This window comes from Mucilaginibacter daejeonensis (assembly GCF_020783335.1).
Lineage (GTDB): Bacteria > Bacteroidota > Bacteroidia > Sphingobacteriales > Sphingobacteriaceae > Mucilaginibacter > Mucilaginibacter daejeonensis.
The window spans coordinates 3,457,492-3,477,501 of sequence record NZ_CP086068.1; the positions used below are offsets into that span (position 1 = coordinate 3,457,492).

The following is a 20,010-nucleotide window of genomic DNA, read 5'->3' on the forward strand; positions in this document are numbered from 1 at the left end:
CTCATGCGAAGCAGACCGATCACCCACCTGCTGGTTAACTCTATCCGTGAGATGCCGAAATGCCGGCATGATGGGTTGGATATATTAGCTTTTAAACAAAACCAGCCCGTGCAACTCATCGTTGCACGGGCTGGTCAATATATCGATCATCAGATCTTACTTATCCAAACCACCACGGCGGGTAGCTTTGGTTTGCTCTGGCCATTTCATGGGTTGGCCGGTACGTGGGTTGTTGCCCAGTGGCGCCCTTTCGGTGGAGGTGTGCTCAGGATCCTCGCTGGCCATGTAGATCATGATGGCGGTCAGTATGGCGTTACGGCGAACCTCGTCGAACACTATCTTGTCGTAGGTATCGCGGTTGGTATGCCAGGTATAGTTACCATAGCTCCAACTTAGCGAGCTTAACGAAAAACCCGGAGCGCCTACTGCCACAAATGAGGCAAAGTCAGATCCGCCACCGCCCGGTGCACCCGGGAAGCTGGTCTTCACCGAGTCGCGCAGGTATGATGGCGCCGCGTTCAACCAGCGGGTCAGGTACTCGCCAGCCTTGGCATAGCCTTGGCCTGAAAGGTTCACTACCCTACCGGTACCGTTATCCTGGTTAAAAAGTGCTTGTAAATTCTTCACGATCTCGGGATGGTCCTCCACAAAGGCGCGTGAACCGTTCAGGCCCTGCTCCTCGCTACCCCAATGGCCAACTAAAATAGTGCGCTTAGGTTTTGGATACACCTTTTTAAGAATGCGCATAGCCTCCATCATGGTTAACGTGCCGGTACCGTTATCGGTAGCGCCTGTACCGCCATCCCATGAGTCAAAATGGGCCGATAGCATCACATACTCATTAGCTTTGCTCGAACCTTTCACCTCAGCGATGGTGTTGTAGGTAGGCACCACACCCAATTCTTTCGATTCGGTATGTATGCTGATCTTTGGCTTCATGCCGCTTTCGGTCAAACGGTACAATAAACCGTAATCTTCCAGTGCGATATCGATCGTAGGCACTTTTTTAGTGTTAGCACCAAATATCTTATCCACCCCAAATCCTGCCGACCAGTTATTGATGATCACCGCAGCGGCTCCGGCTTCCTCCAACGCCACCGGCAAGGTCTTAGCCGTGTAGCCAGTGTTCTTGATCCGCTGTTGCCAGGCTGTGGTCTGCGCTGTACGCGCGGCCTTCATCTTCTCAAACTCTTCTTTGGTGGCATATTCCTGCCAGTTATAGTCGGGCCGGCCAGTAGGCTGCGCCATCGATATCATTACAAACTTACCTTTTACCTTAGGCAACCATGCTTTAAAAGCTACTGAATCGGCCACCTCGGGCAGGATCACCAGCTCGGCAGTAACGGTTTGATTACCCATACCGGGGCTCCAGGCCAGTTGGGTGGCCTCTAATGACTTAACGCGTGGGTATACCATATCGATATGCGATATGCCACGCTCCCATCCGCGCCACTCACCCCACTTTTCGTTACGGGCAGAGATGCCCCAGTTCTTGTACTTGGCAAGCGCCCATTCGTTGGCTTTAAGCATTTGCGGCGTACCCACCAGGCGGGGGCCGATGCCATCGAGCAATTCGTGCGCAAGCTTTTCGAGCTGCGAGTTCTCGTTACCCTCCTTCACGATCTGATCGATCACCGAATTCTGGGCATGCACCGTTCCTGTTGCCAATAGCAGGGCTACGGCAGGTACATAGGTCAAATAGTTTAGTTTGAGTTTCATTAAGCTAATATAATCAATAGAAGCGGCGGGTGCAGGTCACGCTGTTGTTACAAAAAACGGTATGTTGTTGCGCCCCCCAAATTATATATATTCATTAAATGAACGCTCAGGTCTTTTTCAAAGGTGAATATATTGGATCAACTCTTTTGCAGGTAGGCGACGCGAGTATGGGACATTTATACGGACAGCTAAAGCCATATAAAGATCGCGTTCGCATTATTCAAAAATTGACGCGGTCTCTCAACTCAGGAGGTGATGATAATTCAAAAGCCTTGAACGATCTTGAGATCAACGTGCAACTCGAGAATGGATATTTTCTTTTTGCGGAAGGCGGTATTACGATAGGATATATTGAAGACGTAGAGAAAGATCTGATACAAATAGACATTGCAGGCGTTGATCATCAGGTGATCGAAGATTACTTGTTAACTAACCCACCTGTTCTGTTCGTAGAAGATCCATGGTATGTATTGAACATAAAAAAGAAGATCAAGTTAGAGGAGATGTTCTTACAAGATCTTAACGCCTATACGAATAGATTTGACATCCTTTTTGCCTCACACCATACAAGTGAAAGATCAATCGGACTTAAGGTTTTAGCGTTATGTTATACGGGTTATCAAGGATCTACTGTCACACTGTATATTGTCAAAGAAGAAGGTTTCGCCAAGAAATTCGTTACAGTAGATAGGATGGTTAGAGGTGATGAAGTGTACCGTCCCAAGCTCGAGATCTTTGAAGACCTCCATCATTTCAAATATTTCCGGATGTTCCCCGATAAAGCTGATTGGCTATCTTAAGTATTCTTGTTTTTTGGTTAACTATTTGCGTACATTTAGTTAACTAAACTATAATGAAGCACTTTTGGACATCGATGATACTATTGGGTATCAGCGGACAGGTATTGGCTCAGCGCGCGGTGAAGATAGATGTGCGCATGTTCGCCAGCAATGCCGGCCACTGGTATGGGATCAAGGACGATCATAACGTGATCGGCCCTAAAAAGGACCAACCCAAATACAAACCTACCCAATTGCGCGAGATCGGCGACAATATCCTGCTCTTTCAAAAGAACAACGGTGGCTGGGCAAAGAACTACGACATCATGGCCATCCTTACCCCTGTCCAAAAGGATAGCATCAACAACGATAAAAGCAACCTGAACACCACCTTCGATAACGGCACCAGCTACACCCACGTTACCGGCCTGGCCCAGATATACGAGGCTACGCAAGATCAGAAATATGCGGATGGAGCCATCAAGGGCATCAACTTTATACTGGACGCTCAGTACGGCAACGGTGGCTGGCCGCAGTATTTCCCTTTACAAAAAGGCTATAGCAGACACATCACCTTTAATGATGATGCCTACGTGGGCATCATGAATACGCTAAAAGATATAAGAGACGACCGCACCCGCTATGGGTTCGTGAACGGTGCCCTGCGCGACCGGGTGAGCAAAGCGTACGACAAGGGCTTGGAGTGCATCCTGAATAGCCAGATCAATGATTTTGGTGAGGTGACCGCCTGGTGCCAGCAGCACGATGAAGTGACGCTACAGCCTGACTGGGCGCGTGCCTACGAGATGCCATCGATCTGTAACGCCGAGAGCGCTGGCATCGTGCAGCTACTCATGGATATCGATCAGCCATCTGCAAGAGTGGTCAATGCAGTGAAGAACGCCGTGAACTGGTTCAATGAATCGAAGATCGAAGGCATCAGGGTCAAGACCGTTCAGGCAGCGCCTGATACCAGCCGCTATACCGTATCACGAGTGGACCGCGTGGTAGTGCAAGACCCTGCCGCTCCTCCTATTTGGGCCCGCTTTTATGAACTGCAGACCCACCGCCCGATATTTTGCAACCGCGACGGCAAGATCGTGTACTCGCTGGCCGAGGTAGCGCGCGAACGTCGCTCTGGTTATGGCTGGTACACCTACAACCCGCAAAAAGTGCTCGACCGCTATCCTGCCTGGGCTAAAAAATGGAACGTAACAGAATAGTTAACCGTTGCTCGACTGCTGTTTAGGTCCGCTGTTAGGACGGCGCTTACCGCCTTTACCATTATTACGGCCGCCTCTGCCACGGTTACCCCCGCCCCTGCTGTTACGCGGACGATTGTTGGCCTCCTCCTTGAATTTCGGCGCTTCACCCAATTCAGGTGGCAGGGTCAGTTCCTCGATCTCGCGTTCGATCAGTTGCTGTATGCTCTGGAAACGGCGCATATCGCGCTGATTCACAAAGGTGATAGCGGTACCCGTGGTTGCAGCACGTGCGGTACGGCCTATCCGGTGTATGTAGTCCTCAGGGTCGGGCGGCACATCGTAGTTCACCACCAGGTCTATACCTTCCACATCTATACCGCGCGATAGCGCATCGGTACCAATGATCACGGGCAGTTGCCTGTTCTTGAACTCCAATAAGATGTCCTCACGCTCGTCCTGTTTAATGTCGGAATGGAAAGCTTTAGCATTGATGCCTGAACCGCGCAGCTCTTTATCAAGCGATTTAACACGGTCTTTAGTTGATGAGAACACGATGATGCTGGTAAAGGCCCCGCTTTTCAGGATACCCGAAAGCAGCTTGGTCTTTTGCTCATCGTGAACTTTATAGATCTGTTGTTTGATACCAACGGCCGGTTGCGAAATAGCGATGTTGATCTGCTCAGGCTCGTGCAATATGGTACGCGCCAGTTGCCTGATGCGGCTCGGCATGGTGGCCGAGAAGAGAAGCGTTTGACGTTTGGCGGGCAAATAGCTGATGATACGCATGATATCTTCCTGGAAACCCATGTCAAGCATGCGGTCGGCCTCATCCAGCACCAAATATTCTAAATGGTTAAGTTTCAAGGAGCCTGACGCCAGGAACGAGATCAGCCTACCCGGGGTAGCGATCAAAATATCCACCTTGTTATCGATGCCGCGCTTTTGCTGGGCATAGGCCATACCATCGCCGCCACCAAAAACAGCCATGGAGCTGATCTCGGTAAAGTATGCCAGGCCTTCTACCTGCTGGTCTATTTGTTGGGCAAGTTCGCGGGTGGGTGCCAGTATAAGGGCTTTGATCTGGTGGTTAGGGTGCGCACCGATCATATTCAATACCGGCAGCAGGTATGATGCGGTTTTACCGGTACCTGTTTGGGCACAGGCGATCACATCCTTACCCTCCATGATCACCGGGATGGCCATTTGCTGTATGGCGGTCGGGGTCTTGTACCCCATGCTCAGCAGGCCTTCGGCTAACTGTTCATTAAAATCAAGGTCGTTAAAGGTCACTATCTCTGCAATAAAGATGCAAGATATGAATTAAATGAGGGTTAACAGCATAACCGGCCAAATACCTTGACCTATTTGTCAAGCGTAAGCATGATCACAATACGCGTTGCAGCAGGTTAGATACCTTTTCCTGCAACACTTCCATCTCAAATGGCTTGGCCAAATGATCGTCGGCACCACAATCGGCGGCCTTGCTTTGGATGTCCAGACTGGCCGATACGATGATGACCGGTATGTCTTTGGTAGAGGCCTGGCGTTTAAGCTGTTTGCACACCATGAGGCCGTCATGACCGGGCATTTGAATATCCAGCAGGATCAGGTCAGGCTGTGCTTTTACGGCCTGCATCACCGATGTACCATCAGTGACCGACAATACCTCATACCCCGAATGATCAAGTATAGCTTTCATTGCGTCAACGATAGCCTTGTCATCATCTGCGATCAATATCGTTCTTTGCCTGGTATCCATATTCAAATTTGCATCAAAAATTACGCCTTTTTTTCTATCTTACCACCTCACCAGGCCAACATCGTACATATTTGGCCTGTTAACCGATGTTTGACCATCTATCTATCGTATGAAAGTAACCAAAGAAAAATTAGTGATCGATTGGCTTTTGATAATCCTAGGCATGTTCTCGGCCTGCCTTGGGCTTAAAGGATTCCTGTTATCGAGCCACTTTATAGATGGAGGAGTTACCGGCATCTCCATCTTGCTGGCCAACATCACCGATGTACCGCTGGCCATCCTGATCTTTGTGCTCAATATACCTTTTTTGATCCTGGGTTACAAGCGGATGGGCCTCAATTTCGCCATTAAATCGCTCATTGGCATCACCGGGCTATCGCTATGCCTGGCGTTCATCAATTTCCCCGACATTACGCCCGATAAATTACTTACCGCGGTATTTGGCGGCTTTTTCATTGGCGTGGGTATAGGCTTCGCCATGCGCGGAGGCGCGGTGCTTGATGGTACCGAGATAGCTGCCCTACTACTCAGCAAAAAAGCGCAATTGCTGAAGGTGAGCGATGTGGTGCTGATCTTCAATGTACTGATCTTTGGTGCGGCAGCTTTTCTGCTCAGCATCGAATCGGCCCTCTATTCTATCCTGACCTATATTGCCGCCACCAAGACCATGGACCTCATCCTGAATGGTATAGAACAGTATACAGGCATCACGGTGATATCACTCAAGAGCGAGGTGATCCGCAAGGTGATCACTATGCAGTTAGGCCGTGGCGTGACCATTTACAACGGTAAAAGCGGTTATGGTAAAGACGGGCAGGTGAACGACCCGCGGGATATCATTTTCACGGTGGTGACCCGTTTAGAGGTACCGGCCTTGAAAGAGCGGGTCTTAAAGGTAGATCCGGCCGCGTTCATCATTCAGCATAGCATTGATGATACCACAGGCGGTTTAATGAAACGCCGGGCGCTGCACTAAGCAAATAAGCCGCCCGGTAATGGCTGCGCCAGCGTAGGCCGGGCAACATTAAGTCCCAGTTCCTCATTGATGCGCTGGATAAAATAGTCGCACAGCACGGGCGCGGCCATTTCATCGCTTTGATGCATACCCAACCATACCGAACGCAACCCCTGGGCGGTCCATTGCTTGATGCGCGCTATCCAGGCATCCATCCTGATATGATCGGTGGCGTGCAGGGCATTCCCCACAAAACGCAGGAACAGGTGTGGTGTAGGCAGGGCCATATGGATCACATCGCGTCGCCCTACCGTATCAGTGATCACCGCGCCAATGCCCAGTTGATGCATCAGCTCAAAAACAGCATTGAAGTTGGATGAAACGCCAAACCAGTCCTTATGCCTAAGCTCGGTGTAAATGGGCAGATCGCGTGGCAGGCTTTGCAGGTAGGCCTTGTAATCATCAAAGCTTTTAGGCGCATAGTTATCGCTCATCTGCAAAAATATCGGCCCCAGCTTTTCCTCAAAAGATAACATACTTTCCAGGAACGATGTGGTGAGTTCATCGGCACCTTTCAGGCGTTTGATGTGGCTGATCAGCTGGTTCACCTTGGGGCAAAACTTAAAGTCAGGGTTTTCGGCTACCTTCTCCTTCCACTTGCTAATGGCCGCACTATCATACATGCGGTAGTGCGTAGTGTTGAGCTCGATCATGTTGAAGTTGCGGGCATACTCGGTCAGCATGTCGGCATCCTTGATCTTGGGCGGATACATGTTACCCTTCCACACCTTTTGAGTCCAACTGGAGCAACCTACATACACCTGCAGCGGCTCTTTGCCTTTAGCAGCGGCCAGCGTGTGCGCCGTGATCGGTGCATCGGGCGGCAGGCTCAGTTCAGCGTTGCCCAGTTCATTTGCAGGTAACTTGCCGAACTCCATTTAGTTGATGCTTTCGAGCATTTTGATGTACAGCGCTATGCCCTCGCGTATCTCATCGAGGTAAATGAACTCATCGGCCGTGTGCGACCGTGCCGAATCGCCCGGGCCCATTTTGAGCGACGGGATATCGAGCAGCGACTGATCTGATGTGGTAGGTGACCCATAGGTCTCGCGGCCCATGGCTATACCCGCCTGCACGATCGGATGGTTCTTATCGATAGAAGAAGGTTTTAAACGGATCGAACGTGGCACCACATCGCAACTTACCTGCTCTTTAATAATGTTCAGCACTTCCTCGTTGCGGTAAGCATCGGTCACGCGTACATCTACCGTAAAGGTACAGGCCGCAGGCACTACATTATGCTGCGAACCGGCATTGATGATGGTGACCGACATTTTGATGGGACCAAAAAGTTCAGACTCGTTAGCGAAACGGTAGTTGCGGAACCACTCGATATCGGCCAGGGCCTTATAAATGGCGTTCTCCCCCTCCTCGCGGGCAGCGTGGCCAGCCTTGCCATGAGCGGTACAATCCAGCACCATTAGGCCACGTTCGGCAATGGCCAGTTGCATCAGCGTGGGCTCCCCTACTATGGCGAACTCCAGTTTACCCAGGTCGGGTATCACCAGTTCGAGCCCGTTACGGCCCGATATCTCTTCCTCGGCCGTGGTGGCCAGGCAAAAGTTATATTTAAGGTCGGTACGATCATAAAAGTGCAGGAACACCGAGATGAGCGACACCAAACAACCACCGGCGTCATTACTGCCCAAACCGTAAAGCTTACCGTCAACGATCGCAGCATCGAACGGGTCACGGGTGTAGCCCGAATTAGGCTTCACCGTATCATGGTGCGAGTTCAGCAAAATGGTGGGTTTGCTGGGATCAAAGTGCTTATTATAGGCCCACAGGTTGTTCAGCTTACGGTGCGTAGGCACACGGTGACGGCTCAAAAAATCTTGCAGGATCAGCGCGGTCTGGTCTTCCTCTTTACTGAACGACTGGGTGCGGATCAGTTGCTGAAGCAGTTCGACAGCCTCCTGGTATAATGTTTCGGTATTGGTCATAGATGCTTAGGGCTAGTTGCCCAAATGATCGCCACAAAGGTAATTGATCTTTACGACAAACGGTATGGCTTCAATAGCACCTATGAGTCCATTGTAGTGCTTCTGCATGAGTAGTTGAAGTGGCCGCCATCAGAAAAACTATTGATAAAGGTCCTTATAAATACTGAAAAGTCCCGGTCATGCTATTCAAGCATCCCTCCTGCACGGCCGTTCACTTGTCCTGAGAGATGCCGATAGGCATCGGCATGACGAGATAGTGAGTGAAACGCTCACCCATCAAACGAACCGATCATGCTAAACTTGTTTCAGCATACCTAATGCAAGGTCGTTCACTTGTCCTGAGAGATGCCGATAGGCATCGGCATGACGGGATGGTGAGTGTAAAAGTTCACCCATCAAACGAACCGGTCATGCTGAACTTGTTTCAGCATCCCTCATGCAAGGTGAGAAGCCACTATGGAAATAAATTTAGGCATAAAGCAAGTTTTCCTTCTGTTGAATCCTTTGGCTCTAAAACGACAGATGCATTTTATTCATATCTGATAGTACATAGGACGTTAGGAAGAACAGGATATAGAACATGGAACACATATAACTTTGCAGAAGCAACTGCTTATTAACAGGCCAGAATATAGAACCTATCAAATAGCACAAGAGAGCCGCTAAATTCAATAATGGGATCACATACAAGATAAAGGAATCAGTTCCTAGTGACCCATACGCGAAGTATGCGTCGAAACGGTCGCTGAGCGTTGGGACCAACAGACAAATCCGTAATATAACCTCCAAACTTAATACGACGGCAGTTAATAATATGAGTCTGTTGCCTATGTTTTCCATAAAGTGATGTGGTCTTAGCTATTATATACACCGAACAAGATAGCTAAAGTCTAGACTTATTGCCCCTGCTAATATTTGATAAGTATTATTGAAATTGTTGCTCACGACCTTACCCCGTGATTAATTATGCCTGGATGATCTCGATAGTTAAATTCAAGACCTCCTTTATTCACAAATTTTTTACACATCTCAGCACGCTAAACACCACCAGTGACAACATCCTACAATACCTTGCAAATAGCAGGCAGGGTTCCAGTGATCACTTGTAGGATATTTGGTGATACCATTCACCACTTACAAAACCTGAAAGTTTATGCGCTTAGGCGCACCGTATTATGAGCACTGAAGATAAACGCAAATTTACTGCACCTTCCCTACCGGGTAAACGGACATTAGGCACGCTGGCTTTACTGGCCGGCATATGCACCTTCAATACCGCTAAAGCACAATATCCTACCATACCTCCTGCCGTACAGGCCAAAGCCGATTCGGCACTTGCCGTTGAGGAACGCCTGAGTGATGAGGCCTGGAAAAAAGCCCTGCCCATCATTGAAGTTGACGAGAAGAAAGGCAAGCCATACGTGCCATGGGCCAACAAGCCGGAGGACCTGCCGCAAGCCAAGATCGTAGCCTTCCCCGGTGCCGAGGGTGGCGGCGCTTATACCTTTGGTGGCCGTGGCGGCAAAGTATATGTGGTGACCAGTTTGGCCGACCGCGGCGAGGGTACCCTCCGCTGGGCCTGCGAGCAAGGCGGTGCGCGTATCATCGTGTTCAACGTGGCGGGTATCATTAAACTGAAAAGCCCCATCATTATCAGGGCACCTTACATCACCATTGCCGGGCAAACAGCACCGGGAGATGGAGTTTGTATAGCCGGCGAATCGGTTTGGATCAACACCCACGATGTAGTAGTGCGTTACATGCGTTTTCGCCGTGGGGCTACCGATGTGGCCCGCCGCGACGATGGTTTGGGTGGCAACCCGGTGGGCAACATCATGATCGATCACGTGTCGGCCAGCTGGGGATTGGATGAGAACATGTCCATTTACCGCCACGTGTATGACCGTGCCGGCGCCAAGCAGGAAAAGATGGCAACCGTGAACATCACCATCCAGAACTCCATATTTTCGGAAGCGCTGGACACCTATAACCATGCCTTTGGCAGCACCATAGGTGGCTTGAACAGCACCTTTGCCCGTAACCTGTGGGCCAACAATATCGCCCGTAATCCATCCATCGGTATGTACGGCGATTTCAATTTCTTTAACAACGTGATCTTTAACTGGTGGAACCGCAGCGCCGACGGTGGCGACGACCGCTCGTACTTCACCTTCATCAATAACTACTACAAACCCGGACCGATCACACCCAAAGGTAGGCCGATCGAGCACCGGATCTTGAAACCGGAGGGTAGTCGGCAAAAAGGCCGCCATGACGTTTATGGTAAGGTGTATGCCAGTGGTAACATCGTTGAAGGCAACGACCGCGTGACCAAGAACAATTGGGATGGCGGCATACAGATCGGTGAGGGTGAGGATGCAGGCGCACTGACCGACAGCATCAAGGCCGATAAGCCGTTCCCGATGAAGCATAAGGTGACCATCATCCCTACCAAACAGGCGTATGATTATGTACTGGCCAATGCAGGCGCCACCTTGCCTAAGCGTGATGCTGTAGATACCCGCGTTACCACTGTAGTGCGTACCGGCAAACCGATCTACGTAGAAGGCACAGCCAACCAGATCGGCCGCGAGTACATCAAACACCGCCTGCCTGACGATTCATACAAACAAGGCATCATTACCCACCCCGACCAAGTAGGTGGCTACCCTGAATACAAAGGCACCCCATACAAGGACAGTGATAACGACGGCATGCCCGACGCTTACGAGATCAAAGCAGGCCTAAATCCGAAGAACGCTGCCGATGCAACGGCTATGGCCAAGAATGGCAGTGGTTACACCAACATCGAGGTATACCTGAATAGCGTGGTGCCACTAAGCAAAGTGATCCCAGGTAAATAATATCGAAAGCTTTTTTTCATCAATTGGAGGGTGGCCGTTTTGAATGGCTGCCCTTTTTTGTTAGTGATCAATAGCCGATCACGGTATCAAAGAAAGCCGCAAAGTACCTGTTACAAGTGTTTCATCAATGTAACAGTTTCGGGCGTTTTTGAGCGGTAGGCGTACTGTCAAAACCAAGAAAAATCTGTAAAAAGCTGTAATTATCTGCAAAAGTGAAGCAGCTTATCCGCCTAACCGCTTTTGTAACACAAAATGTAACACTTTGCCGTTATCTTTGACACCGTGACCGACATGCAAAAATTACCACCTGAACCGCCGCAACTGCGCACGGTGAACGTCATCCGGTATGTGACCCCGCTGCGCGAAGGTGGCTCGCTGCCGGCCATTGCCGAGGCTGATGACGAGTTCCTGTACGTGCTCAAATTCAGAGGCGCCGGCCAGGGCGTAAAGGCCCTTATTGCCGAACTGATCGGCTGCGAGATAGCCCGGATGCTGGGCTTGCGGGTACCTGAACTAGTTTTTGCCAACTTAGATACCGCCTTTGGCCGCACCGAACCTGACGAAGAGATACAGGACCTGCTGAAAGCCAGCACAGGTCTTAACCTGGCGCTGCACTACCTATCAGGCGCCATCACCTATGATGCCGTGGTGACGCGGCTGGACGATAAGCTATCATCGCAGATCGTGTGGCTGGACTGCCTGCTCACCAACGTTGACCGGACACCCCGCAACACCAATATGCTGATGTGGCATAAGGAGTTATGGCTGATCGACCACGGTGCGTCCTTGTATTTTCATCACTCGTGGCATAACTGGGAAGAGCAGGCCAAACGCCCATTTGCGCAGATCAAGGACCATGTACTACTCCAGTGGGCCTCACAGCTTGATGAGGTAGACGAGGAATTCCGCGCCATACTCACACCTGAACGCATACGCATGGTGGTGGACTTGATCCCTACCGATTGGCTCAGCGACAACTCTACCGAGGATAGCGCCGAGGAGCGCCGCGAGGTGTACTACCAATTCCTGACCACCCGTATCAACGCATCGCAAACTTTTATTACCGAAGCCAAAAATGCCAGAGCAGCACTTATTTGAGTACGCCGTGATCCGCGTGGTACCCAGGGTAGAGCGCGAGGAATTCTTGAACGTTGGGGTGATACTGTACTGCCCTAAGGGCAAGTACCTGCAATGCCAGATCACGATCGATGAAGAACGCTTGCGTATCTTCTGTAAACAGCTGGACGTGGAAGAACTGGCAAAAAATTTGTATGCCTTTGAGCAGATCTGTATAGGCAGCCCCCAGGGCGGTGCGATAGCCCGTTTGGATGCTGCCTCCAGGTTTAGGTGGCTTACGGCTACGCGCAGTACGGTGGTACAGACCTCCAAGGTACACCCCGGGTTCAGCACTGAACCCGGTACGACCTTGAAAAGGCTGTTCGACCAGTTGGTAGCATAAAACTTATAAAGATGAAATTATCGCCTAACTCGCCCTTGCAAAAACTGATGAACACCATGCCGCAGCAAGGCAAGGTGACCTGGATAGGCGTACGCCCTAAACGTAAGGCCCCACTCTTATCAGTAGACAATGTGGAAGCTATCACCTTGAAAGGCTTACAAGGCGACCATTTTTCGGGCTCGGCCACCAGCAAACGGCAAGTGACACTCATTCAGCAAGAGCATATCGATCTGGTAAGTTCGGTGATGCAGCTGAATACCCTGACGCCCGGTATGCTACGCCGCAACATCGCGGTGAAAGGTATCAACTTGCTGGCGCTAAAAGATCGCAAGTTTTGGGTGGGCGATGTATTATTAGAATATACCGGCGAGTGCCACCCCTGCTCCCGGATGGAAGAGATCATGGGACCAGGTGGCTATAACGCCATGCGTGGCCATGGCGGCATCACCGCACGTATATTGAAGGGTGGAGCTATCGGATTGAACGCTACGGTCAGTATGGCCGAAGAAAATATCGGTTAGCCTGTAGCGATCCGTTGTGATCGAACGTCTCTGATATCAAACCCGCTTATTATGAGACGCCTACTTATCCTTCCATTGATCATCATGATCAGTTCTTCCTGCAAAAAATCTTCGGAGTCAGCCAAACCCGTGGTTTTAGACGATGCCACCTACAAGGGTACCTTCCAACGTAAACTGGACACGTATGGCAACATCTCTAACGTGCAGCTCAACTTTTCGTCGGGCAAATTCAGCGGCACAAGTGATCAAGGGAAATACCCGGGAATCTGTAACGGCACATTCTCCATCAAAGGTGATAGCATTGAATTTATGAATGCGTGCGTTTGGACGGCTGAATTTGACTGGAGCCTGATTTTAGGTGGAAGTTTCGCCGTAAAACAAAATGGGAACGACCTACGATTGAGCAGGAAATATATGAACGGCAAGTATGAGGACGTCTACCTTCTCACCAAACAATAATACCACTGTGTAGAGGCGTGTGAGCCAAATGGCAAGCACTCTTCTTTACAATAGTGAGCGTATATAACATACAAAAGGCCGCACTCCTAATAGAGTTGCGGCCTTGTTCTTTATAATAGTTTAGTTAGTCGCTTATGGTGGGGGTATTACTCTGCAGAGTTAGCTTTTCTGTAATTCTGGTTAAGGGCGTAGCTACGGCCATCGGTAGCCATGCGAGGGAACACGATGCATTCGCTGTATTGGTGACCTTTGATCTGCAAAGTACCGGCATAACCGTTGATCAGTGGCGATAACACGATCTGGTAACCTTGTGCATGGGCGTCAACGGCTTTTTTGGCTTCGTTGTAGCTGAACAAAGTGTTAGCTTTTTGCACCATTTGAGCGTAAAGATCTTGGTGTTGTATGTAGAATTGGTGGAAATTTGCTTGTTTGTACAGGTCTTGCAGTAAAAGTGCGTAACGGCTGAAGTTAACTTTATTCAGGTCGATGCGGTAGTCGGTCTTCAACACTACGCGGTTGCCATTCATTTTTAAGGCATACAGGCCATCCAGGTAATTTTTGATCATCTTAGGATCGCGGGCAATATCAGCGTTCAGTTGTTGTACCCCTTTGCTGTTCTTCAAGCTACTAAAGGCGGCGATCACTTCGTTGTAATAAGCACTGTGTTGGTTTACCACGGTAGTATCGGCTTTAGCAGCGTCGGTCAAGGCCAGCATCACGTAACCTAACTCGTACGCTTCAGGCACTTGTGCGGTAACTTTGCCGGTGTTAGCGTTGATATATTTTGAAGAATAGCGTGAAGCTACGTTCTGAGTTTGGCAGCTGGTCAGGAATGAGGTAACTGCGGTAGCTATGATCAGGGCGGCGATGGTAAGTTGCTTTTTCATTTTAATTAGGGGTTGTATTTGTTGTTGTTTGATAAGATATAGGCAACTCCAATGCCCAACAAAAGCAATTATCAATATTTCAACATATGGCATTTAAAATTACAAATCACACAACGACCTCATAGGAACACCGACCATATTCTTAATTAGTGCAGTTTAGCTACACTTTAAGTTGGGGAATGCCTACCCCGTAGATCAGGCCTTGAGCCGCAAAGTGGGAATATTGCTGAACAAATAGCGCTCTCAAAAGAAAGGACCGCAACCCCTTTGGCACAGGTAACTAATGGTTGTTTGATACAGGCTCACATCCTATCCAAAAAAACACATCTGTATCATCACGATGGCAATAATTAGTATATATTTGCCGCTCAAAGTTCCCGTAGTTCAATGGATAGAATGGCTGATTCCGGTTCAGCTGATATGAGTTCGAATCTCGTCGGGAACACAAAAGGCTCCAGCAATGCTGAAGCCTTTTTTATTTCCTTGGATATTGCCAGTTGACCAGGCCGTCTCATCACCCTATCGGTCAAATAAGGTTCTTTTGATACCCATCTCCAAACCCCTTAGTTCGGCCAGGCCTTTCAACCGTCCGATCACCGAATAACCCGGATACGTGTCATAACGGTGGTCGTCCAATATCTTGTGGCCATGATCAGGACGCATCGGGATGCTGATATCTTCCCGGCCGCTTTCGGCACGCTTCTGTTGCTCTAAAATGATCCGTTTCATCACCGCATACATATCGGTACTTCCGCCCAGGTGATCAGCTTCGTAAAAGCTGCCATCGGGCTCCCGCTGCACATTACGCAGGTGCAGGAAATGGATATGTGCACCTAACCTTGCCACCATACCCGGCAGATCATTTTTGGGGTTGGCCCCTAATGAGCCCGTACAAAAAGTGATGCCGTTGCTGGGCGATGGGCAAGCATTCACCACATCGGCAAGATCCCGCTCGGTAGAGACCACCCTTGGCAGGCCTAATATCGGGAAAGGCGGATCATCAGGGTGAACGCACATCTTCACGCCTAAACGTTCCGCCTCCGGGATGATCGCCCTCAGGAAATAGGCCATATTCTGCTTTAACACGGTAGCATCGATGTGCTCATAACGCTTCAAATGTACTTTGAACTCGTCCATGGTAAACACCTCATCAGTGCCGGGTAACCCGGCCATAATGATGTTGATAAGCTTGGTCTTGTCATCATCGCTCAGGCCATCCAGATATTGTTTGGCCTTGCGCTGTTGCTCCTCGGTAAATTCGTCGAAAGCCTCCGGTCGTTGCAAAAGGTAAAGGTCGAAGGCAGCCAACGCGATGGCATCATACCTCAGCGCCGATGCGTTGTTAGGCAACCGGTGATCAAGGTCTGTGCGGGTCCAATCCAGCACGGGCATAAAATTGTAGCACACTATCCTTAAGCCGGCCTGGGCCAGATTTCTCAGCGTGTTGATATACTTTTCGATATAAGTATCACGCTCACTCCCCGCAATGCGAATACTTTCATGAATGTTCACGCTTTCTACCACCGACCAACGCAGACCGCTGGCCTCGATGATGCCCTTGCGCTTATTGATCTCATCCATGCTCCACTCCTTTCCTGCGGGAATGTGGTGCAGCGCGGTGACGATCCCAGTGGCGCCGGTCTGTGTGATGTCAGCTAAGCTGACAGGGTCGTTCGGGCCGAACCATCTGAACGTTTGTTCAAGGTCGGCGATCATCTCATTATTATCTGTATAGCTCATTTTATTTTGATCTGCTTTTATTTATTAAGAAGGTCATGGCCTACCTGAACTGCCACCAGCTAAAGTTGAACAGCTCATCACCTTCGCCTTTAAATACAAGATAAATATCATGCACGCCGGTCATCTTTTTGATTTTAGTGGTGATGAGGCTCCACTTATTGATCCCGCCGGTGTTACGCACGTCACAGTTACCGATCAACGGACCGTCAAGCTCATCTGCATGTATCTCGATGCGTGCAGGTTTTACAGCCGCCACGTTAGCTACAAACGACCGCGGACCCTTCCTCAGGTCAATGTTCCTGACCTTTACATATCCGTTATTTTTTATCCTGGTTACATACACACCTTGCCCGCTAACACTATCTTGGCTCGTCTCGATGCCCTGCTCCCTGGCGATCGTAGCGGCTCGGACCTTTTGGTAAGGGTCCAATGTGCCCAAGCCATTTTTCAGGCCTTCGGTCGGCTCTACACGCTTGATAGCACCGTCGGCATCGAACGTTACTTCATCCACACAAACCGAACGATCGAAACCGCCGCCACCTGGCAAAGCGCCGTTATGGTAAAACAGGTAAGTCTTACCTTTATAGTCCACCAAACCGGGGTGGTTGGTAAAAGCGCCGCCTTTACCGATCACCTTCATAATGGTATCGCGGTATTTCCACGGACCTATCGGGCTTGTACTGGTGGAATAAGCCAAATGCTCAGGCACGCCACCGGCAGGGTACAGCAGGTAATACAATCCTTTGCGCTTGTAAAACCATGGCCCTTCCTCGTAAGTGGTCATCCGCTTTTCGGTCGCGTTCACGGTAGCTCCTATCTTTTTACTGACCATCTCTTGCTGATCAACAGGCGTTTCCATTATGCCGATGGTTTTGTCGTAGCTCATCATGTCGGCGTTGAGTATGGCCTGCCACTTACCGTTCTGCCAGGTCAGCCATGGCTGCTTTTCAGCATCCCATATCACGGTAGGGTTCAAAATTTGGCCATCGGTATGCTCGGTGATCAGTGGCTTACCGAGCACATCGGTGAACGGACCTATCGCCCTATCGCCCACTCCCACTCCGATCACTTTTTTACCCGTGGTTTTGTCGGTAGCCGCTACGTACCAGTATGATCTTTTATCGGCTGTATTGTTGACCGTGTGTGCATCTGTGCCGTTGATGGAGCTTGCCCATTTGAAGGTTTTGTGCGCATTGATCACGCGCAGTTTAAAAGCCTCCTCAGTAAGTGGCACCTTGACAATACCTACTGACGGGTCGTACGAGGTCATGTCCTTATTGAGCTTTACATAATAGAGATGCGGGTTACCCCAGTACAAGTAAGCCTGCCCGTCAGTATCGATAAAAACGGTGGGGTCGATGTAGCCCCACCCGCCGGTGATCATGGGTTTGCCTAATGCATCTTTGAAAGGCCCGGTCGGGCTATCGCCCACGGCCACACCTATGGACATGCCGCCATTTTTAGCGTTCACGGGCACATACCAATAGAACTTGCCGTTACGCTCGATACATTGCCCCGCCCAGGCATCTTTGCTGGCCCATTTAAAGTCGTTCAACGATAATCGTGCACCTCTATCGGTCCAATTGACCATATCGGTGGTGGAGTAAACGTGCCAATCCTTCATCACGAACCAGGTGGCTCGGTCCTCGTCATGCCCCGTGTACAAGAACAAGGTATCCTTATAAACCATGGGAGCCGGATCGGCCGTGTATATGGTTTGAATGATCGGATTTTGGGCTAACGCATTCCCGATCCGGAAGATGAACAACAGGCCGGTCAGAGCAATTATTTTAAAGTGTCTTTTCATGGATGGACCTAATAGTTGACGCAGGCAGCGGTACTATTTACTGTTAGTATCAGCATATGAATCTTTATAACCCAAGATCGATAACATCTTTACTCCATAACGTTTACCCAATTCTCGGTAACCGGCGGCATCAAAATGCAGGTGATCTTTGGAACAGGTACAACCCGCCGACGAGATCACATGCGCATTGGTTATCACATCAGGCAGCGTAGCTATGATCTTGTTCATGGATGCGCAAATGCCGCCCTGATCAGCATTGACCACCTCGCCGGCCAGTAATGGCACTTTGGATGGCCGCAGCGACAGGTCATGCATCAGGCGGTCGTAAATGCCTTTCACCCGGCGGGTCCAGGTGGTGTCATTCGTATTTGATTCGCCCTGATGTAACAGTATCCCTTTGATCATGCCTTGCTTTTGAGCGATCTTGGCCAGCTCCAACAACCGCGCGTAAGGATCGCCGCCATATTGAGCGATGGTGTTCTTCATCCAGTCGGGTGCCGTAGCGGCGTAGGCCTGGTAATTATCCTTTTCGAACACCTGGATCTTTGCGCCGGCCACAGCCACATTGATCACACCCACCTTTACCTTTTTGGGCAAAGCAGCGACCAGTGTACGGCCAAAATAGTCGGCCGGGTTAATGCCGGTCTTGCACCGGCAAAGCGGCGGCTTGGCTGTGTACCATTTATTCTTGACGCGGCCCAGTTCAGGGCAATCAACGGCCTGCAATACCCTAAACCGCTCATCTACGGTGGTGTCCTGCGCTTCGAACGGGGCATTGCCCTCCATATTGGATTGGCCAAAGCAAAGGAAAATATAAAATTTCCGGTCTTGTGCGCGTGCATTGTGGCTAACCAGCAGCGTGACCAGGCATATAGCTAAACCCAGCGAGCACCTGAATAATTTATTCTTCAATGATGATATCATAAGATGATGCGTTAAGATCACTGACCGCTGTTAGAGGTGCTTGCTGTACTGAACAGCGCCGGATCTACCGGTTTAAAGATCAGTTGTGAGAAGTTGTACAAGCCATCTTTCCAAACCTTAAAATCGTGTACGCCGGGCTCAATGTAGTAGATGTGTGGCACACCGTTCTTTTCCAGATACTCATGCGTGCGATTGCTGAAGCTCAACAAACCATCACTTGCTCCGCATGATATCCAAAGCAATTTGAGTTGTTTTTTTGCCACTTGCGGGTCAGGCACCAACTCTTCAGGCTTGCGGGTATTAGGTGCCGATGAAAAGCCACCCACCCAGGCGAACTTATCCAGATTACCCAAACCAAAATTAAGAGACTGCCCTCCACCCATCGAAAGGCCGGCTATGGCCCGGTGCTCGCGGTCTTTCATGGCTGGATATTTACGTTCAACGAATGGGATCAGGTCATTCAGCAGGTCCTTTTCAAACGTGGCGAATGCGGCCACCTTATCGGCCGCCATGATGTTGCCGGTAGGCCGGTCATCTTTCATGGCCCTGCCGTTAGGCATCACAATGATCATGGGCTGTGCTTTACCTTGTGCATACAGGTTATCCATGATCACCTGCGGTTGCCCGCCGTTCAGCCATTCTTTTTCATCGCCACCAATGCCATGCAGCAGGTAAAGCACCGGGTATTTCTTTTTAGGGGAGAAACCCGGAGGGGTGTACACGAGCGCCTTCCGATCATTGCCCACGGTGGCGGATGCGTAAGTGATGGTATCGATCTTACCACGCGGGATGCTCACCTGCACTTGATCGAACCCGGCAGGTGAAGGTTGAATAGACTGTTGTGCGTTAACGGTCAGGCTGACCATCATCAATGCGGAGGCCAGTAATGATGGCCAGGCAACGTTCTTTTTAAAGTTCATTATCTTGAA

The 20,010-nt window shown here is 50.0% G+C and carries 18 protein-coding genes and 1 tRNA gene; 9 read left to right on the forward strand and 10 right to left on the reverse strand.

Going from position 1 to position 20,010, the window contains the following annotated elements; all coding sequences use genetic code 11:
* Positions 1-156 precede the first annotated feature (156 nt).
* On the reverse strand, positions 157-1,719 hold the full coding sequence (locus LLH06_RS14750) for a M20/M25/M40 family metallo-hydrolase (RefSeq protein ID WP_228170062.1): 1,563 nt from the start codon (positions 1,717-1,719) through the stop codon (positions 157-159).
* Positions 1,720-1,817: 98 nt separating this feature from the next.
* On the opposite strand from LLH06_RS14750, the gene LLH06_RS14755 reads away from it, so the two are divergent.
* Positions 1,818-2,519 (forward strand): hypothetical protein, encoded by a 702-nt coding sequence (locus LLH06_RS14755; RefSeq protein ID WP_228170063.1) that lies wholly within the window; start codon positions 1,818-1,820, stop codon positions 2,517-2,519.
* Between the two features lie 53 nt (positions 2,520-2,572).
* The gene (gene pelA / locus LLH06_RS14760; RefSeq protein ID WP_228170064.1) at positions 2,573-3,721 is read left to right on the forward strand and encodes a pectate lyase; all 1,149 of its coding nucleotides are present in this window, start codon (positions 2,573-2,575) and stop codon (positions 3,719-3,721) included.
* Here the strand turns inward: pelA and LLH06_RS14765 are convergent, their stop codons facing one another.
* Together LLH06_RS14765 and LLH06_RS14770 are read right to left on the reverse strand one after the other, a co-directional pair.
* On the reverse strand, positions 3,722-4,993 hold the full coding sequence (locus LLH06_RS14765; RefSeq protein ID WP_228170065.1) for a DEAD/DEAH box helicase: 1,272 nt from the start codon (positions 4,991-4,993) through the stop codon (positions 3,722-3,724).
* Positions 4,994-5,087: 94 nt separating this feature from the next.
* Positions 5,088-5,462 carry a response regulator gene (locus LLH06_RS14770; protein WP_228170066.1) on the reverse strand — a complete coding sequence of 125 codons (375 nt, stop codon included), beginning with the start codon at positions 5,460-5,462 and terminating at the stop codon, positions 5,088-5,090.
* Between the two features lie 109 nt (positions 5,463-5,571).
* Between LLH06_RS14770 and LLH06_RS14775 the strand changes: the two genes are divergently transcribed.
* On the forward strand, positions 5,572-6,438 hold the full coding sequence (locus LLH06_RS14775) for a YitT family protein (RefSeq protein WP_228170067.1): 867 nt from the start codon (positions 5,572-5,574) through the stop codon (positions 6,436-6,438).
* Here the strand turns inward: LLH06_RS14775 and LLH06_RS14780 are convergent.
* On the reverse strand, positions 6,435-7,355 hold the full coding sequence (locus tag LLH06_RS14780; RefSeq protein ID WP_228170068.1) for a DUF72 domain-containing protein: 921 nt from the start codon (positions 7,353-7,355) through the stop codon (positions 6,435-6,437). The two genes, LLH06_RS14775 and LLH06_RS14780, sit on opposite strands and share 4 nt — an antisense overlap.
* The gene (locus LLH06_RS14785) at positions 7,356-8,420 is read right to left on the reverse strand and encodes a M20 family metallo-hydrolase (protein ID WP_228170069.1); all 1,065 of its coding nucleotides are present in this window, start codon (positions 8,418-8,420) and stop codon (positions 7,356-7,358) included.
* A gap of 1,175 nt (positions 8,421-9,595) precedes the next feature.
* Between LLH06_RS14785 and LLH06_RS14790 the strand changes: the two genes are divergently transcribed.
* The 5 genes from LLH06_RS14790 (at position 9,596) to LLH06_RS14810 (ending at position 13,723) form a co-directional block, all read left to right on the forward strand.
* Positions 9,596-11,284, forward strand: coding sequence for a polysaccharide lyase domain-containing protein (locus tag LLH06_RS14790; protein ID WP_228170070.1), 1,689 nt, complete (start codon positions 9,596-9,598; stop codon positions 11,282-11,284).
* A 291-nt stretch (positions 11,285-11,575) separates the two neighbouring features.
* Complete coding sequence (locus LLH06_RS14795) at positions 11,576-12,382, forward strand: HipA family kinase (RefSeq protein ID WP_228170071.1); 807 nt, start codon at positions 11,576-11,578, stop codon at positions 12,380-12,382.
* On the forward strand, positions 12,360-12,743 hold the full coding sequence (locus LLH06_RS14800) for a DUF3037 domain-containing protein (protein WP_228170072.1): 384 nt from the start codon (positions 12,360-12,362) through the stop codon (positions 12,741-12,743). The genes LLH06_RS14795 and LLH06_RS14800 overlap by 23 nt, the downstream gene beginning before the upstream one ends.
* Positions 12,744-12,754: 11 nt before the next feature.
* Positions 12,755-13,264 carry an MOSC domain-containing protein gene (locus LLH06_RS14805; protein WP_228170073.1) on the forward strand — a complete coding sequence of 170 codons (510 nt, stop codon included), beginning with the start codon at positions 12,755-12,757 and terminating at the stop codon, positions 13,262-13,264.
* Positions 13,265-13,315: 51 nt separating this feature from the next.
* Complete coding sequence (locus LLH06_RS14810; RefSeq protein WP_228170074.1) at positions 13,316-13,723, forward strand: hypothetical protein; 408 nt, start codon at positions 13,316-13,318, stop codon at positions 13,721-13,723.
* A gap of 146 nt (positions 13,724-13,869) precedes the next feature.
* Here LLH06_RS14810 and LLH06_RS14815 read toward each other — a convergent pair whose 3' ends face one another.
* Positions 13,870-14,610, reverse strand: coding sequence for a DUF4932 domain-containing protein (locus LLH06_RS14815; RefSeq protein ID WP_228170075.1), 741 nt, complete (start codon positions 14,608-14,610; stop codon positions 13,870-13,872).
* Positions 14,611-14,983: 373 nt separating this feature from the next.
* Here LLH06_RS14815 and LLH06_RS14820 point away from each other — a divergent pair.
* Positions 14,984-15,055, forward strand: a tRNA-Arg gene (locus LLH06_RS14820).
* A gap of 74 nt (positions 15,056-15,129) precedes the next feature.
* Here the strand turns inward: LLH06_RS14820 and uxuA are convergent.
* The 4 genes from uxuA to LLH06_RS14840 are packed head-to-tail and all read right to left on the reverse strand — an operon-like array spanning position 15,130 to position 20,001.
* Entirely contained in the window at positions 15,130-16,350 is a 1,221-nt protein-coding gene (uxuA, locus tag LLH06_RS14825) for a mannonate dehydratase (RefSeq protein WP_228170076.1), read from the reverse strand.
* A 40-nt stretch (positions 16,351-16,390) separates the two neighbouring features.
* The gene (locus LLH06_RS14830; protein WP_228170077.1) at positions 16,391-18,157 is read right to left on the reverse strand and encodes a family 43 glycosylhydrolase; all 1,767 of its coding nucleotides are present in this window, start codon (positions 18,155-18,157) and stop codon (positions 16,391-16,393) included.
* A 33-nt stretch (positions 18,158-18,190) separates the two neighbouring features.
* Entirely contained in the window at positions 18,191-19,069 is an 879-nt protein-coding gene (locus tag LLH06_RS14835; protein ID WP_228170078.1) for a sialate O-acetylesterase, read from the reverse strand.
* Positions 19,070-19,098: 29 nt separating this feature from the next.
* On the reverse strand, positions 19,099-20,001 hold the full coding sequence (locus LLH06_RS14840; protein ID WP_228170079.1) for an alpha/beta hydrolase: 903 nt from the start codon (positions 19,999-20,001) through the stop codon (positions 19,099-19,101).
* Between the last annotated feature and the right edge of the window lie 9 nt (positions 20,002-20,010).

What these genes read in the sequence shown, in the direction of transcription:
- LLH06_RS14775 (WP_228170067.1), top strand. Translation starts at nt 5,572, where the DNA reads ATGAAAGTAACCAAAGAAAAATTAGTGATCGATTGGCTTTTGATAATC.
- LLH06_RS14750 (WP_228170062.1), bottom strand. Translation starts at nt 1,719, where the DNA reads ATGAAACTCAAACTAAACTATTTGACCTATGTACCTGCCGTAGCCCTG.
- LLH06_RS14830 (WP_228170077.1), bottom strand. Translation starts at nt 18,157, where the DNA reads ATGAAAAGACACTTTAAAATAATTGCTCTGACCGGCCTGTTGTTCATC.
- LLH06_RS14790 (WP_228170070.1), top strand. Translation starts at nt 9,596, where the DNA reads ATGAGCACTGAAGATAAACGCAAATTTACTGCACCTTCCCTACCGGGT.
- LLH06_RS14795 (WP_228170071.1), top strand. Translation starts at nt 11,576, where the DNA reads ATGCAAAAATTACCACCTGAACCGCCGCAACTGCGCACGGTGAACGTC.
- LLH06_RS14755 (WP_228170063.1), top strand. Translation starts at nt 1,818, where the DNA reads ATGAACGCTCAGGTCTTTTTCAAAGGTGAATATATTGGATCAACTCTT.
- uxuA (WP_228170076.1), bottom strand. Translation starts at nt 16,350, where the DNA reads ATGAGCTATACAGATAATAATGAGATGATCGCCGACCTTGAACAAACG.
- LLH06_RS14800 (WP_228170072.1), top strand. Translation starts at nt 12,360, where the DNA reads ATGCCAGAGCAGCACTTATTTGAGTACGCCGTGATCCGCGTGGTACCC.
- LLH06_RS14780 (WP_228170068.1), bottom strand. Translation starts at nt 7,355, where the DNA reads ATGGAGTTCGGCAAGTTACCTGCAAATGAACTGGGCAACGCTGAACTG.
- pelA (WP_228170064.1), top strand. Translation starts at nt 2,573, where the DNA reads ATGAAGCACTTTTGGACATCGATGATACTATTGGGTATCAGCGGACAG.
- LLH06_RS14785 (WP_228170069.1), bottom strand. Translation starts at nt 8,420, where the DNA reads ATGACCAATACCGAAACATTATACCAGGAGGCTGTCGAACTGCTTCAG.
- LLH06_RS14810 (WP_228170074.1), top strand. Translation starts at nt 13,316, where the DNA reads ATGAGACGCCTACTTATCCTTCCATTGATCATCATGATCAGTTCTTCC.
- LLH06_RS14805 (WP_228170073.1), top strand. Translation starts at nt 12,755, where the DNA reads ATGAAATTATCGCCTAACTCGCCCTTGCAAAAACTGATGAACACCATG.
- LLH06_RS14815 (WP_228170075.1), bottom strand. Translation starts at nt 14,610, where the DNA reads ATGAAAAAGCAACTTACCATCGCCGCCCTGATCATAGCTACCGCAGTT.
- LLH06_RS14770 (WP_228170066.1), bottom strand. Translation starts at nt 5,462, where the DNA reads ATGGATACCAGGCAAAGAACGATATTGATCGCAGATGATGACAAGGCT.
- LLH06_RS14840 (WP_228170079.1), bottom strand. Translation starts at nt 20,001, where the DNA reads ATGAACTTTAAAAAGAACGTTGCCTGGCCATCATTACTGGCCTCCGCA.